This is a genomic window from Gemmatimonadaceae bacterium, from assembly GCA_019752115.1.
In the GTDB taxonomy this organism is placed as follows: Bacteria; Gemmatimonadota; Gemmatimonadetes; order Gemmatimonadales; family Gemmatimonadaceae; genus Gemmatimonas.
Genome location: JAIEMN010000045.1, coordinates 56,617 through 73,549, shown reverse-complemented (window position 1 = coordinate 73,549; position 16,933 = coordinate 56,617). Strand labels below are relative to the sequence as shown.

At 67.3% G+C, this 16,933-nt stretch carries 18 protein-coding genes; 2 read left to right on the top strand and 16 right to left on the bottom strand.

Annotated elements, in window-relative coordinates; all coding sequences use genetic code 11:
* Positions 1-51: 51 nt before the first annotated feature.
* The 8 genes from K2R93_18270 to K2R93_18235 are packed head-to-tail and all read right to left on the bottom strand — an operon-like array spanning position 52 to position 6,124.
* Entirely contained in the window at positions 52-585 is a 534-nt protein-coding gene (locus tag K2R93_18270) for a cytochrome c-type biogenesis protein CcmH (GenBank protein MBY0491791.1), read from the bottom strand.
* Complete coding sequence (locus K2R93_18265) at positions 585-1,205, bottom strand: redoxin family protein (protein MBY0491790.1); 621 nt, start codon at positions 1,203-1,205, stop codon at positions 585-587. Before K2R93_18265 ends, K2R93_18270 begins: the two co-directional genes overlap by 1 nt.
* 24 nt (positions 1,206-1,229) lie before the next feature.
* The gene (locus tag K2R93_18260) at positions 1,230-3,254 is read right to left on the bottom strand and encodes a heme lyase CcmF/NrfE family subunit (protein MBY0491789.1); all 2,025 of its coding nucleotides are present in this window, start codon (positions 3,252-3,254) and stop codon (positions 1,230-1,232) included.
* 1 nt (position 3,255) lies between these two features.
* A complete protein-coding gene (locus K2R93_18255) occupies positions 3,256-3,732 on the bottom strand; it encodes a cytochrome c maturation protein CcmE (GenBank protein MBY0491788.1) in 477 nt (158 codons plus the stop codon).
* Between the two features lie 18 nt (positions 3,733-3,750).
* Positions 3,751-3,894 carry a CcmD family protein gene (locus K2R93_18250; GenBank protein ID MBY0491787.1) on the bottom strand — a complete coding sequence of 48 codons (144 nt, stop codon included), beginning with the start codon at positions 3,892-3,894 and terminating at the stop codon, positions 3,751-3,753.
* A complete protein-coding gene (gene ccsA / locus K2R93_18245; protein ID MBY0491786.1) occupies positions 3,891-4,652 on the bottom strand; it encodes a cytochrome c biogenesis protein CcsA in 762 nt (253 codons plus the stop codon). Before ccsA ends, K2R93_18250 begins: the two co-directional genes overlap by 4 nt.
* 6 nt (positions 4,653-4,658) lie before the next feature.
* On the bottom strand, positions 4,659-5,375 hold the full coding sequence (locus tag K2R93_18240) for a heme exporter protein CcmB (protein ID MBY0491785.1): 717 nt from the start codon (positions 5,373-5,375) through the stop codon (positions 4,659-4,661).
* Positions 5,376-5,389: 14 nt separating this feature from the next.
* Positions 5,390-6,124, bottom strand: a complete 735-nt coding sequence (locus K2R93_18235) for an ABC transporter ATP-binding protein (protein ID MBY0491784.1) — start codon at positions 6,122-6,124, stop codon at positions 5,390-5,392.
* 307 nt (positions 6,125-6,431) lie between these two features.
* On the opposite strand from K2R93_18235, the gene K2R93_18230 reads away from it, so the two are divergent.
* Both K2R93_18230 and K2R93_18225 read left to right on the top strand, forming a co-directional pair.
* Complete coding sequence (locus tag K2R93_18230) at positions 6,432-7,058, top strand: hypothetical protein (protein MBY0491783.1); 627 nt, start codon at positions 6,432-6,434, stop codon at positions 7,056-7,058.
* A gap of 195 nt (positions 7,059-7,253) precedes the next feature.
* Positions 7,254-8,531 (top strand): FecR domain-containing protein, encoded by a 1,278-nt coding sequence (locus K2R93_18225; GenBank protein MBY0491782.1) that lies wholly within the window; start codon positions 7,254-7,256, stop codon positions 8,529-8,531.
* Positions 8,532-8,670: 139 nt separating this feature from the next.
* Here the strand turns inward: K2R93_18225 and K2R93_18220 are convergent, their stop codons facing one another.
* The 8 genes from K2R93_18220 to K2R93_18185 form a co-directional block, all read right to left on the bottom strand.
* A complete protein-coding gene (locus tag K2R93_18220) occupies positions 8,671-9,765 on the bottom strand; it encodes a class I SAM-dependent methyltransferase (GenBank protein ID MBY0491781.1) in 1,095 nt (364 codons plus the stop codon).
* A gap of 86 nt (positions 9,766-9,851) precedes the next feature.
* On the bottom strand, positions 9,852-10,643 hold the full coding sequence (locus K2R93_18215) for a hypothetical protein (GenBank protein ID MBY0491780.1): 792 nt from the start codon (positions 10,641-10,643) through the stop codon (positions 9,852-9,854).
* A 9-nt stretch (positions 10,644-10,652) separates the two neighbouring features.
* The gene (locus K2R93_18210; protein ID MBY0491779.1) at positions 10,653-11,375 is read right to left on the bottom strand and encodes a DUF2461 domain-containing protein; all 723 of its coding nucleotides are present in this window, start codon (positions 11,373-11,375) and stop codon (positions 10,653-10,655) included.
* Positions 11,372-12,235 (bottom strand): hypothetical protein, encoded by an 864-nt coding sequence (locus K2R93_18205; protein MBY0491778.1) that lies wholly within the window; start codon positions 12,233-12,235, stop codon positions 11,372-11,374. Before K2R93_18205 ends, K2R93_18210 begins: the two co-directional genes overlap by 4 nt.
* A gap of 19 nt (positions 12,236-12,254) precedes the next feature.
* Entirely contained in the window at positions 12,255-13,238 is a 984-nt protein-coding gene (locus tag K2R93_18200; protein MBY0491777.1) for a D-glycerate dehydrogenase, read from the bottom strand.
* A gap of 7 nt (positions 13,239-13,245) precedes the next feature.
* The gene (locus K2R93_18195; protein ID MBY0491776.1) at positions 13,246-14,412 is read right to left on the bottom strand and encodes an aminotransferase class V-fold PLP-dependent enzyme; all 1,167 of its coding nucleotides are present in this window, start codon (positions 14,410-14,412) and stop codon (positions 13,246-13,248) included.
* Between the two features lie 17 nt (positions 14,413-14,429).
* Positions 14,430-14,936: a MarR family transcriptional regulator gene (locus K2R93_18190; protein MBY0491775.1), complete on the bottom strand. Its 507-nt coding sequence runs from the start codon at positions 14,934-14,936 to the stop codon at positions 14,430-14,432.
* 15 nt (positions 14,937-14,951) lie between these two features.
* Positions 14,952-16,277, bottom strand: coding sequence for a GMC family oxidoreductase N-terminal domain-containing protein (locus tag K2R93_18185; protein MBY0491774.1), 1,326 nt, complete (start codon positions 16,275-16,277; stop codon positions 14,952-14,954).
* Positions 16,278-16,933 lie beyond the last annotated feature (656 nt).

Genomic DNA, 16,933 nt, shown 5'->3' with positions numbered 1-16,933 from the left:
CCCCCTGTGTGCTTTGTGGCTCTCTGCGTGCTCTGTGCGAGCAGTTTCTCCTCACACGTGATTGAGCTCCGCACCCGCCGGCGCGGCGGCATCAGGCGCCACGTCGTCCGCAGCGCCAGCAACCGGTCGTGGCTTGATCCACTTCTTCACCGTCATGAAGAGCACCACGCCACCGATGAGCATGAAGATCACCGGGATCCAGTACACCAGCAGGTTGATCCCTTCGGCGCGCGGCTCGAGCAGGATCCAGTCGCCGTACTTCGCGAGGAAGTAATTCAGCACATCCTGCTCGCTCTTGCCCGCCGCGAGCTGTTCGCGCACCACGCCCTTCATCTGCGCGGCGAGTTCCGCAGGCGACTCCTGGATGCTTTCCCCCTGACACACCGGGCAGCGCAGCCGCTGCGACACATCACGCACGCGGCGGTCGAGCACGGTATCGGCGCCGGGGATCGGCACGTTCGTGGTGCCACCGGGCGACGTCTCCACCGCGCCGGTCACCGTCTGTCCCTGCGCGAACGCGCGCGGGGCGGTGGTGCTCACACTCAACGCGAGCACCGCCATCACAGCCAGGCGAAGGCGGCGCATCACGGGGCTCCCTTGGCCGGCACGGCCGTCTTGGCGGCACTATCGGCACCGCCCGCACCACCAGCCTTGAGCACCGAATCGACCTTCGCTATGAGCGCCGTGGCGGTCACGGGCCCGATGAACTTGTGCGCCACCTTCCCCGTCTGATCGATCACGAACGTCTCCGGCACGCCGTAGAGGCCGTAATCGATGGCCGTGCGCGCGCCCGGATCGGTGAGTGACGGATACGACTGTCCGCCCATGTCGGCAATCCAGCGCACGCCGTTCGCCGGCTGGTCGTTGTAGAGCATGCCGAACACCTTCACGCCCCGCGACGCGAGCTGCTGCGCCGCTTCCGAGAGATCGGCATGCTCATCGCGGCAGGCCAGGCACCACGAGGCCCAGAAGTTCACCACCACCACTTTGCCCTTGAGATCAGCGAGCCGCACCGTGTCGCCCACTGTGCGCTGCTGCGCGGGATCCGCGCCCGGGGCGAACACCTCGTGCGTCCACGTCGGCGCCGCCTTGCCCGGCAGCGGCGACGGGATCTGCCGCGGATCGCGGGTCATCCCAAAGGCGAGCAGCGCGATGAACGGGGCCCCGATGGCCCCCGTCACCATGAACGCGCGCTTCCAGTCCATATCGACCTCAACCCTCAGGAGAAATCAGGAGAACTCAGGAACCGGGCCGCTCGGCGCCCGCACCGTCCGCGGCGCCGACACGCGCGCCGCCTGGCGCGACGTGCGCGCCGTCGGCCACGCGCTCACCACCGCGCCGAGCGCGACGATCAGCCCACCAAACCAGATCCACGGCACGAACGGCTCCAGAATCACCTTGATCGTGGCGCTCTGCCCGTCGGGCGTGAACGCCATGAGGTTCATGTAGATGTCGCCCTGCGGCCGGCTGCGCACCGCCGGCGTCGGCACCGGCTGCTCCTGCGTGCGATAGAAATTCATGCGCGGATCGATCAGCCCATTCACACTGCCGCCCTTGAGGAGCTCGACGTCGGCGCCGATCACCTGACGCCGCGGCTCTTCCTTCCCCCAGAGCGTCTTGAGGCGCACCGACAGATCGTCGGTCACCTGCATCGTCTGCCCGGGCTTGAGCGTCGCCTCACGCTCGACCTTGCCGCTCGAGCTCGCGGTGATCGCCGCCGCCGTCATGATGATGCCGAGGTGCGCGAGATAGCCGCCGTAGCGCCGCTGGTTCGCCGCCACGAGCCGCCCCAACGCCACCGGTGCCGATTCGCCATGCGCCTTCTGCCGCGCCGCAATGCCCACGCCATACTCGCGCAGGTTGCACGTCGCCGCGTACGACGCGAAGGCGAACGCCAGCACCGTGTACGGATCCTTCGGCCCGAACACGAGCGTCAGCACCGCGACAATCGCCGCCACGATGCTCGGCAGCAGAAACGCCTTTCGCACCTGCGCGTCCGTCGCGGCCTTCCACGGCAGGCTCGGCCCCACGCCCATCAGGAACAGGAGGGCCACGCAGATCGGAATCGACATCTTGTTGAAGAACGGCGCACCCACCGTGACCTTCGCGCCCTTGATCGCCTCGGCGACCAGCGGGAACAGCGTGCCGAGGATCACGACCAGCGTGAAGCCCGTCAGCAGCAGGTTGTTGAACAGGAACACCGTTTCGCGCGACGCCATCGCGTCGAGCTGCCCTTCACTGCGCAACCCCGCGCTGTTGCCCGCCACCAGGATGAGTGACGCGACCAGGCAGAAGGCGATGAAGCCAAGGAAGAAGTAGCCGATCGTGCCGGTCGTGAACGCATGCACCGACGAAATGATGCCCGAGCGCGTGAGGAACGTGCCAAGGATCGTGAGCAGGAACGTGCCCACAATGAGGTTCACGTTCCACAGCTTCAGCATCCCGCGCCGCTCCTGCACCATCACCGAGTGCAGGAACGCGGTGCTCGTGAGCCACGGCATGAACGACGCGTTCTCGACGGGATCCCACGCCCAGTAGCCACCCCAGCCCAGCACTTCGTACGACCACCACATCCCGGCGATGATGGCGAGCGACAGGAACGCCCACGCACTCAGCGTCCACCGGCGTGTGAGGCGAATCCAGTCATCCTTGGCAATCTCGCCCGAGAGGAGCGCGCCCACGGCGAACGCGAATGGTACCGTCATCCCGACATAGCCCAGATAGAGCAGCGGCGGATGCACCGCCATCAGGATGTGGTTCTGCAGCAGCGGGTTCGGCCCCGGGCCGTCCGGCGGCGTCGGCGAAATGAGCGCCCACGGATTCGCCGGGCCCACGAGCAGGATGTAGAAGAACAACCCGACCGTCAGCAACGCGACCGCCGACCAGGGCACGAGCCCACCCGGTCGGCGGCGATTGGTGTACACCACGATGGCGCTGTACATCGCCAGCACCCATCCCCAGAAGAGGATGGAGCCTTCGAGCGCGCCCCACAGTGAAATGATCGTGTAGAGCGTGGGCGTCGAGCGACTGCCCACCTGCGCCACGTACCCCACACTGAAGTCATGCGTGACGAGTGCGTAGATCATCGCCGCCGCCGACACACTCAACAGCGCAAAGTTCACGTAGACGGCCTGGAGACCACTCGCCACCCACGCCGTGCGCTGCTTGGCGAGCCCACCGATCAGCGCGACCAGCCCGTACACCGAGATCGCCAGCGCGACCCAGACGGAGACGAGCCCAAGAATTCGTGTCACATCAGCTCCGGATCAGGGACTTGTCAAGCCGCGCGGGGTGCTGCCCTTCCCCGGGCTTCGGGGCCTTGTACTCGTTCGAGTGCTTCACCATGAGGCTCTTGCTGTCGAACGTGCCGTTGGCCCCGAGCTTGCCTTCCACGACCACGCCGATGCCGGCGCGGAACATCTGCGGCGGCGCGCCGCTGCTGTACACGGGCACCGTCTGCGAGCCGTCGGTGACCTTGAACTTGAGATTGAGCGTCTCGGCATTCCACTCCACCGAGCCGGGCACCACCTGCCCGCCCAGGCGCACCGGACGGCCCACCACCTTGCCGCCCTTCGCCACCAGTTCACTCGGCGTCAGGAAGTACACGAGGTTGTCTTCCACGCCGCCGTAGGCGAGGTAGCCGAACGCACCCACCAGCGCGACGATCGCGCCAATGAGGAGCGGCCGCTTGGACGACGACGAGGTCGTCACGGGAATCGCAGTGCTTTGCATCGAATCGCTCATCGCCGGCTACCTCGAAGAAGAATCAGAGATGCGCGCAAACGCATCCTTTACCGTACGCCACAGGTAGAGGGCATAGGCCCCCAACACCGTCCATGTCACCACATAGGCCGCGATCACATACGGCCACGAGTTCTGCGCCATGCCGTTCATGCGGTGCGCCTCCGCGCCAGGGCCGCTTCATCCTGCTCCATTTCGTACACCCGCTGTGCCACGTGCGCGCGATAGCGATGCGCGATGCACACCACGAGGATCAGCGTGAACATCAGCCAGTTGACCTGCTTGCCCAGCGCGTAGAACGGATCGAGGTTCTCGCTGTTCGAGGGCGGCTGATGCAGCGTGCGCCACCACTTCACCGACATGTACACGATCGGCACGTTGAGCGCGCCGAGGATGCCCACCGCGGCGCTCCAGCGCGCGCGCTTCTCCGGATCATCCGTGAGGCCGCGCAGCGCGAGATAGCCGATGAACACCAGGAAGAGCACCGCGGTGCTCGTGAGACGCGCGTCCCACGTCCACCACACGCCCCACGTCGGCCGGCCCCAGATGGAGCCCTGCGCGAGGGTGAGGCCGGTCATCACCGCGCCAACCTCGGCGGCCGACGCCGCCTGCAGGTCGGCGCGCTCATCGCGCTTCCACAGGTAGCGGATGCTCTGCACCAGCACCCACGCGAAGGCGAGGAACGCCGTCTTCGCCGCGGGCACGTGCACGTAGAAGATCTTCTGCAGGTCGCCCATGTCGCGATCGGGGAGCGACTGCGTGAGCCAGATCAGCTGCGCCGCAATCGCGCCGATCGGCGTAACCCACGTCAGGATCGTCAGCCACAGCGCCTTGCCGGGCCGCTCCAGCGGGCGATAGGTGGCGCGCATCGGCTGCGTCATGGCGCCGCCTTGCAGGGTGGATTCAGCCATCGGGACCTACCCCTCCATCACGTATGGGAACGCCCAGGTGGCGCCCACCAGAAAGATCACGTCAAACGCCGCCAGGAGGCGAATCCAGGCACGACTGTCGCCCATGGCGTCCCCCACCAGCAGTGCCGCGGTGGCACCGCTCGCAGCCAACAGCACCGGGACGAGCATCGGGAAGAGCAGCAACGGTAACAGTACCTCGCGCGACCGGCTCCGGCTGGACATCGCGGCGTAGAGCGTGCCGAGCGTCACAAACCCGATCGTACCAAGTATCAGCACCAGGACGATCTGGAGCCAAGCCTCAGGAAACGCCACGTGATAGAGAATGCCAGTCAGGGGGACGGTGATGATCTCTACCAGAAAGACGAAGGCCAGGTTCGCGAGAACCTTACCCACGAAGAGCGTCCACCGCTCCCCGGGGTAGAGCATCAGCTGCTCCAGCGCCCCCGCCTCGAGCTCCAGCTGATACGAGCGGTTGAAGGCCAGGACCCCGCTGAACAGAATCGCCAGCCAGAGCACCCCCGCCGCCGCATTCTTGAGCCCCTCGGCGTCGGCGCCCAGCGCAAAACCGAACATCAGCAGGATCAGGGCGGACATCGCCACGACGGCATTGAAGTTCGCCTTCGTGCGGCGCTCCGCCGTGAGATCCTTGGCCACGACGGCGAAGACGCGGCCGAAATCGGCGCGCCAGCCGCTCTGCACCGTGATCACGATCGGCTCGGCCATCGCCGGGCCTCCGCTCATCGCCCACCCCCGAGCTTGCTGCTGCTGCGGGCGGCATCGATCGGCACCACCGCCGGGTCGTGGGCGGCCGTGGCCGAGTCGTCCACGAGGACACCGTCTTCCATGGTCAGGGTCCGGTCGGGGAGCCCTTCGGCCCGGGCGATATCGTGCGCCACGAGCAGCACGGTGCCGCCACGGGCGCGCGTTTCGCGAATCAGCTCGTTGACCAGCCCGGCGCCGGCGGTGTCGAGCGAGTTGTACGGTTCGTCGAGCAGCAGCACCTGCGGCTGACGGAGCAGCAGGCGCGCGATGGAGAGCCGGCGCTGCATCCCGCTCGACATGTTGCGCGCCAGTTCGTGCTCTTCCCGCCCGAGCCCCACGCGGTCGAGCGCGCGGCGCATCAGGAGCGGGTCATGCGCGACGCCCAGCATGCGCGCGGCAAAGATCAGGTTCTCAATGGCGCTCAGGTCGCCGTAGACGCCCGGATCGGTGGAGAGCAGCGCGACCATCGCGCGCACCGCCGCCGGATGCCGGACCAGATCGATCCCGAAGATCGACCCCCCGCCGCGAGTGGGACGAATGACGGTCGACGCGACCCGCAGCAGTGTGCTCTTGCCACTCCCGTTGTGCCCCAGCAGGGCGAGCACCTCCCCCCGAGGCACCTCGATGGAAACGCCACGCAACGCCCAGCGCCGGCCGAACCGGTGAGCAATGTCCTGGAGCGCGATGGCGTGCACGTGATGAGAGGACAAGGAGATAGACGAGAGCCAGGGGAGGAACGTGAGGAAGGTTACCGCCGGTATGCGGATGGTGTCTATCGGTATTCTCCGGACGCGACTATCCGTAATCCCCCCTGTTCGGTGGGGTTTCCTTCCCATTACTTCCTGCCCCATGACTCAGCGCGCAAACACCACCTGCCCGAGCTGCGGCACCCAGGGTTCGGGAAAGTTCTGTAATCAGTGCGGAACCGCCCTCGGCGGGGCCCGCTGCCGCTCCTGCTCCAGCCCGCTCGCCGCGGGGGCCCGCTTCTGTAATGAGTGTGGGAGCCCGGTCGGTTCAGTGCCCGCCACCCGGTCCGGCGGCTCGCCGACGTCCGGCGGGGGGAGCTGGATCCCGTGGACCGTCGCGGGCATGCTGCTCGTGGGCGTGACCTCCTACTTCCTGGCGACCTCAGCCAAGACGGAGGAGGTGCCGGCCGGCATGCCCGGAGGCGCGGTGGCCCCGTTTGCCAACGGCGGCGGCGGTGGCGCGCCACCCGATATCAGCCAGATGAGCCCGCGCGAACGGGCCGGTCGCCTGTACGACCGCATCATGCGCTACGGCGAAGAAGGGAAGCGGGACAGTCTGCAAACCTTTGCCCCGATGGCACTTGCGAGCTATGAGGCGTTGGCCGGCGAAATGGATCTCGACGCCCGGTACGACTACGGCCGGGTCGCCCAGGAGGTCGGGAATCCGGAGATCGCGGCGGCGCAGGCCGACACGATCCTGAAGGAATCGCCCACCCATCTCCTGGGGCTCGCGCTGGCTGCCCGCACCGCCGAGATGCGCAACAAGACGACGGACGCCGCCGGCTACTGGAAGCGCTTCCTCGCCGCCAAGGACGCGGAGCTCAAGAAGAATCTGCCGGAGTATCAGGCGCACTCGGCCGACATCGGCCGCGCCTCGGAGCTCGCCAAAGGCAAGTAGGGCGGCGAATCGGCAGGAAATAACCGGCGAGCGACGAGAATGCCCGACTATGTCGGGCATTTTCCGTTTGCGCACGGCCGGTCCGGAATACAGGATCTCCTCATCCGGGATGCGGCCACCACCTGCCGCCCCCGCTTCGGCGGCGCCCCCACCTGCCGCGCACTCCCCAAACAGTCCCGAGGAGGGTTGGTCCCCATGACGGTCGTACTCCCCACTCCCGATGCCGCCCTCGTCGCCAAACTGGCGAGTGGAGATCAGACGGCGCTGACGACCCTCTACAAGGAGCTGTACGACGGTCTCGCGCAGCGCGCCGCCGAAGTGCTGCCGCCCGACCTCGCGCATTTCCGTGGCCGCGTGGCCGAACGCGCCATGCTGAACGCGTGGGCCGCACGCGCGCGCTTTCAGAGCCCCGTGGGTCTGATCGATTTTCTCGATGAGATGGTGAAGCAGGAAAGCGACGTGCAGAAGCGGAAGCACGCCTCACTGCATCGTCGCGAAGGGCAGAACACCTCCACGCATGCGGCCGTGCTGAACGCCGATCAGGCCGTGGCGAAGCTGCTCGAAGCGCTCAACCCCGTCGATCACGAACAGGCGATGGCCGAAGCGCGCGAACTCAAGAAGGCGCACGCGAAGGAACATGTGGCGCGCGTCGGAGGTCGCCCCAAGTGGGTGCTCCCCACCGTGCTCGGCGTGGTGGCCGTGGTCGCAATCATCGGTCTGCAGAAGTATCTCGACAAGGCGGGCGTGGATGCGGCCATCGATCGCGCCCTCAAGTCGGACGGCGTGCAGACGCTCTCGGCCGGCAAGGGCCAGCGCGGGTCGCTCACGTTGCGCGACGGTACGAAGGCCGCCATTGGCAGCGACAGCAAGCTGCGCGTGCCTGAAGAGTTCGCGACGCCCAAGCAGCGCACCATCGCGCTCGAGGGGACCGCGACGTTCACCCCCACGCCGCCGGGCGCGGGCCCGGATGCACTCCCGTTCTCGGTGCGCGCCGGCAACGCTACGATCACCGCCAGCGGCGGCGTCTTCACGGTACGCAGCTACGCCGAAGACAACGCTGTCACGGTGGATGTGAAGGAAGGTACCGTGCAGGTGAAGGATCGCGAGAGCGGCAAGACGCAGGATGTCGCGGCCGGCTCAGCCATCAAGTTCGCCGGCGGCGCGATCACCCCGCTCGAAGGTGTCGCGCGCGATGTCGCGATGGCGTGGACCCGCGACTCGCTTGTCTTCGACAATCAGCCGCTCAAGGCGGTGCTCCCCGAACTCGTGCGGTGGTTCAGCCTGAACGCCGCCATCACCGACCCCAGCGTCGAGAACCGCCCCGTGTCGATGCGCGTCGCGCTCTCGAGCTCGGGTGATGCCACCAAGGCGCTCACAGCGGCGGCGAATCTGGCGATTCAGTTCGGGAAGGATGATCGGATTGAGTTTATGGATGGGGCGAAGGGAGGGGCGGCGCCGGCGGCGAAGAAGTGAGAGGTGAGACGTGAGTAACCCCTGAGAGCTCAGGGCGTAGAACGTCAGGGGGGAGAGCTCAGGACCGCGTGCAGTCCTGAGCTCTCCCCCCTGAAATTCTTCCCCCTGAGCTCTCAGGGGTTACTCACTGCTCACCACGCTACCGCACCTTCATGATCAGCCCATTGTGCGCCTTGATCACGCCCGCGCGCAGAATGTCGAGCCCGTTCTGATAGCAGTACCGCCCCATCTGCCGCACATCCATGAGCTCGCGATAGCCGTGGTTCATCCAGTCGGCCATGAGATTGTAGAACGCGCGTGAGCGGAACTGATTGCGCGGCGTGGTCATCACCACGTAGCCGCCGGGCTTGAGGAAGCGGCGGTGCATCTCGATGCACTCGGGCTTGTACTCGTCGGGGAAGTGCTCGAGCAAGCCGATTGAGACCACGACATCGAACTCCGGGCCGTACTTGAGATCGCGAATATCGCTGACCTCGAAGGTGATCGGCATCTCGTCGCGATACCACGCGCGCGGATGGCCGGTGGTGGGGTCGACGCCGAGGAACGGATAGTCGAGCGGGAACTTGCCGAAGCGATCGGTGGCACAGAAGGCGTCGTAGTCCACCAGGACGATTTCCCCGCCGGGATACATCGCGGCGATCTGCATCGCCTCGTAGCCATCGGCTGCCCCGAGAAACAGGATGCGCGGCTTCTTCACATCGAGACCGGCAAAGAGTGCGCGCTTGCCGCGCGGATCCCATACGGCGTCCTCGACGCGCATGATCTTGTTCCAGATCGCCAGGTGCGCGAGGTCTTCGAGTGCTTCCTTGGCCTCGTGCATGTCCATGCGTCCGAGCGCGGCACCGAACGCCGCCTTGGCCTGCTGCTGCGCCTCGGGCACATCGGTGAGGAAGAACTGATGGAACGACGTATTGAACAACCGCCACCCTTCGATGATCGGGAGCGACTTGCCTTCCGTCCGCTCGTAGTCGCGGCGCGCACGCGACCACTTCTCGGTCCGGTATGGCGTGCCGACATCGCGAGCGGTCAGCGCCGCCCAATTGGTCGCACTCACATCCTCGAAGAGGTCCGGGGCCTGATCGCGCAGATCGATCCGATACTGCCCCGTGAGCTCGTGATGGCCGATCGCGTGGCGACGCGTGCGGGGGCGACCCCACGGCGCACTCGTCGATGCAGGGAAGGCGCGCGCGGGCGCGGGGGCGACTGGTGACTCCGGAGAGACGAGCGTAGCCATGGCAGGGTCCGGGGGAGGGCTCATGGAGAATGCCCTCGCCGGGGTCCCTCGCGCCAGCCCTGATCACGCCCGGGGCACGACCGCACTCAGCCGATGCCGAACTCGCTCCGGGCCTGCTGCGCCGCGCGGCTCTCCACCGCCGTGGCGCCGCCGGACACGCCCTCGGCCTCCCGGCGCGCGAGGAGCGCCCAGAATTCGCCGCTCTCCGGCTGCCCCGGCAGGTCATCCGGCGGCAGCAGCGCGTACATCGCCTTGTACATGAGCTGGAAGGCAAAGAAGAGCGCGATCATGTCGGGGAGCACCAGCACCACGCGGGTGATGGCGTTCACATTCGCCACCTGATCGTTGAACGCGGGCGTGTTGAAGTGCGCCGTCACGATCCGATAGTTGAGCACGTAGTTCACGAGCCCGGCACCCAGATTGGTGAAGCCAATCATGAGGGTCGCCTTCTTCATGGCCTGCAGCACCGTGGGCTCGTTGAACAGACGCTCGAGCTGCGCTTCACGCTCGGGCGTGTCCGGTCCGAGCCCCTGCCACGCAATCGAGCGTGTGACGGGCCTGCCGAAGAAGGCCGTCAGCCCGAAGACCAGAAACGCCAGCAGATAGCTCGCGCTGTCCTTGAACGCGAAGAGCGCGCCCTCCACGTACCAGAACGCCAGCGCCCCGCGCATGATGGCGCTCGCGCCGCTGTACGTGGTGATGAAGTTAAAGTGCCGGGAAATGACGAAGAGATCGAGCAGCACCCACGCCACCGGCACCAGCGCCGCCGTCAGGTACGCGGGGAGCGTGCCGAGCGGCGCGGTGCCGTACTTGAGGATCGCCCATGGCAGGGCGGCCCCAATGAGGATGTCGAGAGCGAGCTTGAGGTTCTTCGGCATGACTGGGCGTTAGCGCATCGACGCGGGCTTGAGCCCGAGCGCGCTGTTCAACCATCGGACGAACGGGGTCATCGCCGCGTAATGCTTCGCCAGTACCTGCGGCAACTTCTTGCTCGTCACCACATCGGCGTCGAGTTCAGCGCTCACAATGTAGCTCTGATACTTGAGCCACTCGGCGGCCGGATGGTCGGGGGTGAAGCCACGCGGGGTCCGGGTGAGCTTGCCCTCGGTGGAGAGCTCGCCGAAGCGCTGCTTGAAGCCGCGCGCCTTCACGATCTCCTCGAACCCCTCCAGATCGTCCACGAGGTGCTGGCGGATGCGTGCCACCGCCGGCCGCGGCGGCATCCAGATCCCGCCGCCGCAGAAGCAACCGCCCGGCTCGAGGTGGAAGTAGAACCCCGCGCCGCCATGCGCCGCCTCACCACCCACGCCGTGGCCGGCATCGCGATGGTAGAACCAGCAGGCCACGTGCGTTTTGTACGGGCTCTTGTCCTTGCTGAAGCGCACATCGCGGTGAATGCGGAACGCGCTCTTCTTGGGGGAGCCGATGATCTCCGGCGCGATCGTAGCCAGCGCGACGTCGATCTCCTCGATGAGGAGCTTCATGGGCTCCTTCAATTCGGTCTCGTACGTGCTGCGATTGGCTTCGAACCATTCCTTGCGGTTGTTCTTCTTGAGCCCGCGCAGGAAGGTGAACGCCTTGGGCGAGAACTGCGTGAACGTATCACTCATACCGTCACGGCCTCCGGCAAGACAACGCCGCTGTGGGCGGGAAAGAGGAACCGCAGGAACAACCCCGTGCGCTCGCCCCACGCGCGTTCGTCGTGCAGCGCGCCCTCGGCTTCCATGTACGCGAGGTCGCGCCCGATGCGCCAGCCTTTGCGGAGCAGCATGCGATAGAGCAGCCGCGTGCCCTTGAGCATGCGGCGCTCACCGGTGCCGACATCCAGCCAGATGCGCAGCGCCGGCCGATGCCCGACGCTCCCCTGCACCAGCTGTTTCACGATCCAGCGATCGTCCCACCACACGCTCGGGCTCAGCAGCCCGAGCTTGCCGAATACCGCAGGATGCGTGAGCCCCAGATGCAGCGACAACAACCCGCCGAGCGAACTGCCGGCCAGCGCCGTGTTCATCGGCCCCCGCTTGGTACGCCAGGTGTGATCGACCCACGGCTTGATCTCGTACACGAGCATCTGCCCGTAGCGATCGGCCTGCCCGCCGGCATCGTGCATGTTGTCGCGCGTGGGCGTGTACTCATCGATGCGATCACGCCCGGCATTGCCAATGGCCACGATGATGATCGGCTCGATGACATCGGCATGCGTCAGCGCACGCGCCGTCGTATCCACGCCCCACTGCACCCCGAAGGGCGACAACGGCAGATCATCAAAGACGTTCTGCCCGTCATGCAGATACAGCACGGGGTAGCGCCGCTCCGGCTGCTCATGGTACCCGGGCGGCAGGCTCACCATGACGTCATGCGCCTGCGACAGAAACCGCGACCGGATCTCCGTGAAATGCAACACCGAGCCGGCCGTCACGGGGACGGGCGGCTCGGGGTGCAGGGTGTGGTCGAGGCCGAAATGAATCATGGCCCCGAAAACTAATGACTCAGGCCACGCGATCCGGCAGGGGCTCGCCCTTGGCGTAGGCGTCCACGTTGAGCAGCGCCCGCATGCCCATCGCGGTGCGGGTCTCAATCGTCGCGCTCCCGAGGTGCGGCAGCAGCACCACGTTCTCCATGTCCTTGAGCTCGGCCGTCACGCTCGGCTCGAATTCGTACACATCGAGACCGGCGCCGGCGATGGTGCCGTCCTTGAGGGCATCCACCAGCGCGCGCTCATCCACCACATCGCCGCGGGCCGTGTTCACGAGGTAGGCGTCCTTCTTCATGAGCCCCAGCGTCCGGGCATTCATGAGATGGCGCGTCTCCGGTGTGGCCGGGCAATGCAGCGACACGACATCACTCCGCTGCAGCAGCTCCTCCAGCGTGGCCACCCGCTCGGCGCCCGCGGGGCCCGCCGTTGCCGGATCGTCGATGCGCGGATCACGCGGCGCGTGATACACGATGTGCATGCCAAACGCGGCGTGCGCCGTGCGCGCCATGGCGCGGCCAATGCGCCCGTAGCCGATGATGCCGAGTGTCTTGCCACGGAGCGTGCGCCCCAGCATGAACGTGGGGCGCAGGCCGCCCCACGCGCCGCTCCGGAGGTGCCGTTCCCCTTCGCCAAGCCGACGCATCACCATGAGCATCAGCGCAATGCCAATGTCACAGGTGTCGTCGGTGAGTACGTCGGGCGTGTTGGTCACCATCACGCCGGCGCGCTTGGCCGCTTCGAGATTGATGTGATTCACCCCCACCCCGACATTCGCCAGCAGCTTGCAGCGAATGCCCGGCGTATCGAAGATCCCCGGATGCCACTTGTCGGTGACGGTCGTCATCACCACATCGGCTTCCTTGAGGATCTGCACCAGCTGATCGGGGCTGAGCCCCACGTCGGTGCGATTGAACAGCGCGTCGTAGCGCGAGGCGACATCGGCCTCGACGGCTTCCGGCAGTTTGCGCGTGACGACCACGCGAAGGGAGTTGGCCATGGTGGTCTCAGCCCGGGACGCGCCAGCAGGATAGCGCAGCGCCGACACCGCTCCCCAGCGTGATCGGAATGCCGGCATCACACAGCGCCATCTCCACACCGCTCAGCGCCGCCGCCAGCGTGAGCGCATTCATGTCGCCCAAATGGCCAATACGGAACACCTTCCCTGCCACTTCGCTGAGCCCCGAACCAAGTGCGATGTCGTAGCGGGAGAAGGCGATATCGATCACCTTGCGCGCGTCGTGCCCCTCGGGAACGACGACGGCCGTGAGCGAATCGGACGCGATCTCCGGACGCTTCGCACATTCCCGAAGCCCCCATGCCTTCACGGCCGCGCGCACGCCATTCGCCAGGAAGCGATGGCGCTTGGCCACGTTGTCCATCCCTTCCTCGAGCAGCATGGTGAGCGCTTCGTCGAGCCCGTAGAGCAGGCTCAACGCCGGCGTGCTCGGGAAGAAGCCCTGCGCATTGTTCGTGCGCATCGGGCGCAGGTCGAAGTACGCGCGCGGCATCGTGCACGCATCCACACGCGCGAGCGCCTTGTCGCTCATGTAGAGAATGCCCAGCCCGGCCGGCAGCATGAACCCCTTCTGCGAGCCGGTGATGGCGCAGTCCACGCGCCAATCATCAAAGCGGAAGTCGAGACTCGCGATGGAGCTCACGCCATCGACGAGCAGCAGCGCCGGATGCTTCGCGCGATCCATCGCCGCGCGCACGGCCGCGACATTGGTGGTGACACCGGTGGCCGTCTCGTTGTGCACGAGCAGGACACCCTGAATCTCGTGGTTCGTGTCGGCGGCCAGTGCGGCTTCGATCTTGGCCGGATCGGCGGCCTCACCCCACGGCTCCTCGATCACATCCACCGTGTGGCCGAGCGCACGCGCCGTCTGGATGAACAGGTGCGAGAACTGACCGAACCGCGGCGCGAGCAGCCGCGAACCGGGGTTCATCGTGTTCACCAGCGCGGCTTCCCACATCGCGCTGCCCGTGGCCGGGAAGACGAAGGCCTCGCCCTTGGTTTGGTGCACGACGTGCGGCAGGCGCGAGAGGATGGACCGCGTGAACGCCGGGAAGGCGCTCGAACGATGGTCTTCCATCTGGCGGTGCATGGCGCGCTGGAGGCGATCCGGAACCGGAGTCGGTCCCGGAATCTGCAGAAAATGGCGACCTGGCATGCTCAGGGGAGTGAGGGCTAATTCGTCGGCGAGACTGCTGCTTCAACGGGCGACTCGTCGTCAGCGCTGGGCTCGTCGGGTTCATCACCCAACGCCCGCAACAGCCGGCGGCAGAGACGGGTCAACTTGGTGCGCTGCTCGCCGCTCAGTTCGCGCATCAGCTGCACGATGGCCTCGGTGCGCACGGGCGTCGCGTCGGTGAGAATGACGCGACCGGCTTCGGTGAGATAGACGGAGATGAAGCGACGGTCCACCGCGTGGCGTTCGCGACGCACCAGCGCGCGCGCTTCGAGCGCATCGATGATCGCGGTCATCTGCGCCTTGCTGCGGCCAAGGCTTTCCGCGAGCTCCTGCTGATGCACGGGGCCACGCGTGGCGAGCGTTTCCAGCACACCGAACTGCGACGCCGAGAGGCCGAAGGGCTGGACGGCATCGTCGACGCTCGCGGCGGCGAGCGCGGCGGCCCGCTGCAGCGTGCTGTACGCGTCGAGGGCGCGCCGTCGCTTCTTGTCCCCTTTGCTCATGCCATCCTGCTGAGGTCAGACGCGGTGAATGCCGGCGTGACGCGCAGCGAGACGCCGCGCGAGCACGGTCGTCACGGCCATGATCGTCGCCTGGGGATTCACGCCCGGCGCGGTCGGCAGTAACGATCCGTCGGAAATGTACAGACCGCGGACCCCGTGGCGCTCGCCGTCGGGGGTGGCACCGCTGGTGGCTCGGTCTGCACCCAGGCGGCAGGTCCCGTTCACATGGGCCGACCCGAGAGCGAGCTCATTGGGCCCCATCGGCGCGTCCATCAGCATCGAAATCTCGCGCGGGCTGCGAGCGACGCGTGGCACCGCATGGCTGGTGAACACCTCGCGCGCCCCGTTGGCGAAGTGGAGCTCTGCCATGGCGCCCAGCGAGGCCCGCACGCGCCGGGCATCCTGCGCGGTGAGCCGGTAGGTGATGGAGGTCTCACCTCGACGATTCACCTGCACGCGCCCACTCGACACTGACCGCTCGGCGCCGTCGCGGGTGAGGCTGATCAGCACCCCCAACCGATTGAACTGCTGCATCCGGGCCGCGTGCGCGGCCCCGAACTGCTGAATGGCGGCCGCCGCAAACCAGGGAGCCACCGGCGGCGTCTCGATCCAGAAGCCGTAGTCGGTCCCCTCCCAGCGCAGATGCTCGTCGCACAGCGTCGTCATCGGGATCCCGGTGCTGGCGGCGATTTCGCGATCGTACACGCCAAAGCCAAACGTCACCGGATGCACGCGCAGGAACTGACCGACGCCATCGCCCCCGAACCCGGAGCGCTGGAGGAGTGCCGGCGTCCCCACCGCCCCGCCGGCCACGATCACAAGGGGCGCATCGATCGTGAGCGCGGCACCGGTGCGGGTATCGGTGGCGTGCACCCGCTTGAGCGGCGGCGTGCCCTGGCCCGCGGCGGTCCCGGTGTCGCGCTCGCGACGCTCGATGCGCTGCGCCGCCATGTTGGCGTACAGCTGGGCGTTCGCCGCCAACGCGCGCGGCAGCCAGGTGACCAGCGCCGACTGCTTGGCCTCATGCCGACAGCCGGCGGTGCAGAAGCCGCAGCGCACGCACCCCGTGGCATTGAGTTCCCCCCCGCGTGCGGCCCAGCCGAGGGCGGCGGCACCGTCGAGGATGAGCCGGTTGTTCGCCGAGTGTGCGTCCGGTGGGACGGCGCTCACCTGCAGCCGGGCTTCGAGCTCCCGGAAGACGGGCGCGAGATCGGCCGCGCCAAGCCCGGCGAGCCCCGATTCGCGCGCCCACTGGTCGAGCACGAAGTCCGGGGTCGGGAGCCAGAGCATCCAATTGACGGTCGTGCCGCCCCCCACGGTCTCGCCCTGCAACAGCGCCATCGCGCCATCATCGGTGGTCCGCAGCCCCCCTCGGCGAGCAGGCGGTCGGCCATGGCCGCTTCGTCTTCAATGAAGTCGGCGCGCGAGTGCCAACCCCCGCCGTCCAGGATGACGACCTCGAACCCGGCCTCGGCGAGCTCCGCCGCGGCGACCGACCCACCGGCTCCGCTGCCGATAATGACGACGTCGGCGGTGCGATGGAGCGGGCGATCGAGCCGGACATGCACCCCGCGCGGCGGCGCTTCCGCGGGGAGATCCACCGGCAGCCGAATCGGCGTGCGCGCCACTGGCTCGGGCGCGGCCGGCGCGGAGTGCGCCGTGGGTTCCGCGGGGGGCAGCGGCCCTTCCCAGGGAAGCTCCGGCGTGCGGTGGCGAAAGGCGCCCCGGTATCCGATGGCCTGCCCCGCGGCCGGCGCACTGTAGTAGGTGACGAGCACCAACCGGCGCAGCGCCTGATAGGCCGTCCGCAGGATCGGCAACCGCGAGGCGCCCCACGCCGTGAGGCATCGGCGCTGATCGTCCGGGCTCAGCGCGGCGAAGCGAGTGAGCCGGCCGATGCCCAGGAGCGGGCCGATCGGGCTCGCCAGCAGGTCGATCGCCTGGCCGAGCTGGGCGCGCTTGTAGGCTGGTACTGTTGCGACTTTTTCGCAGCAGTT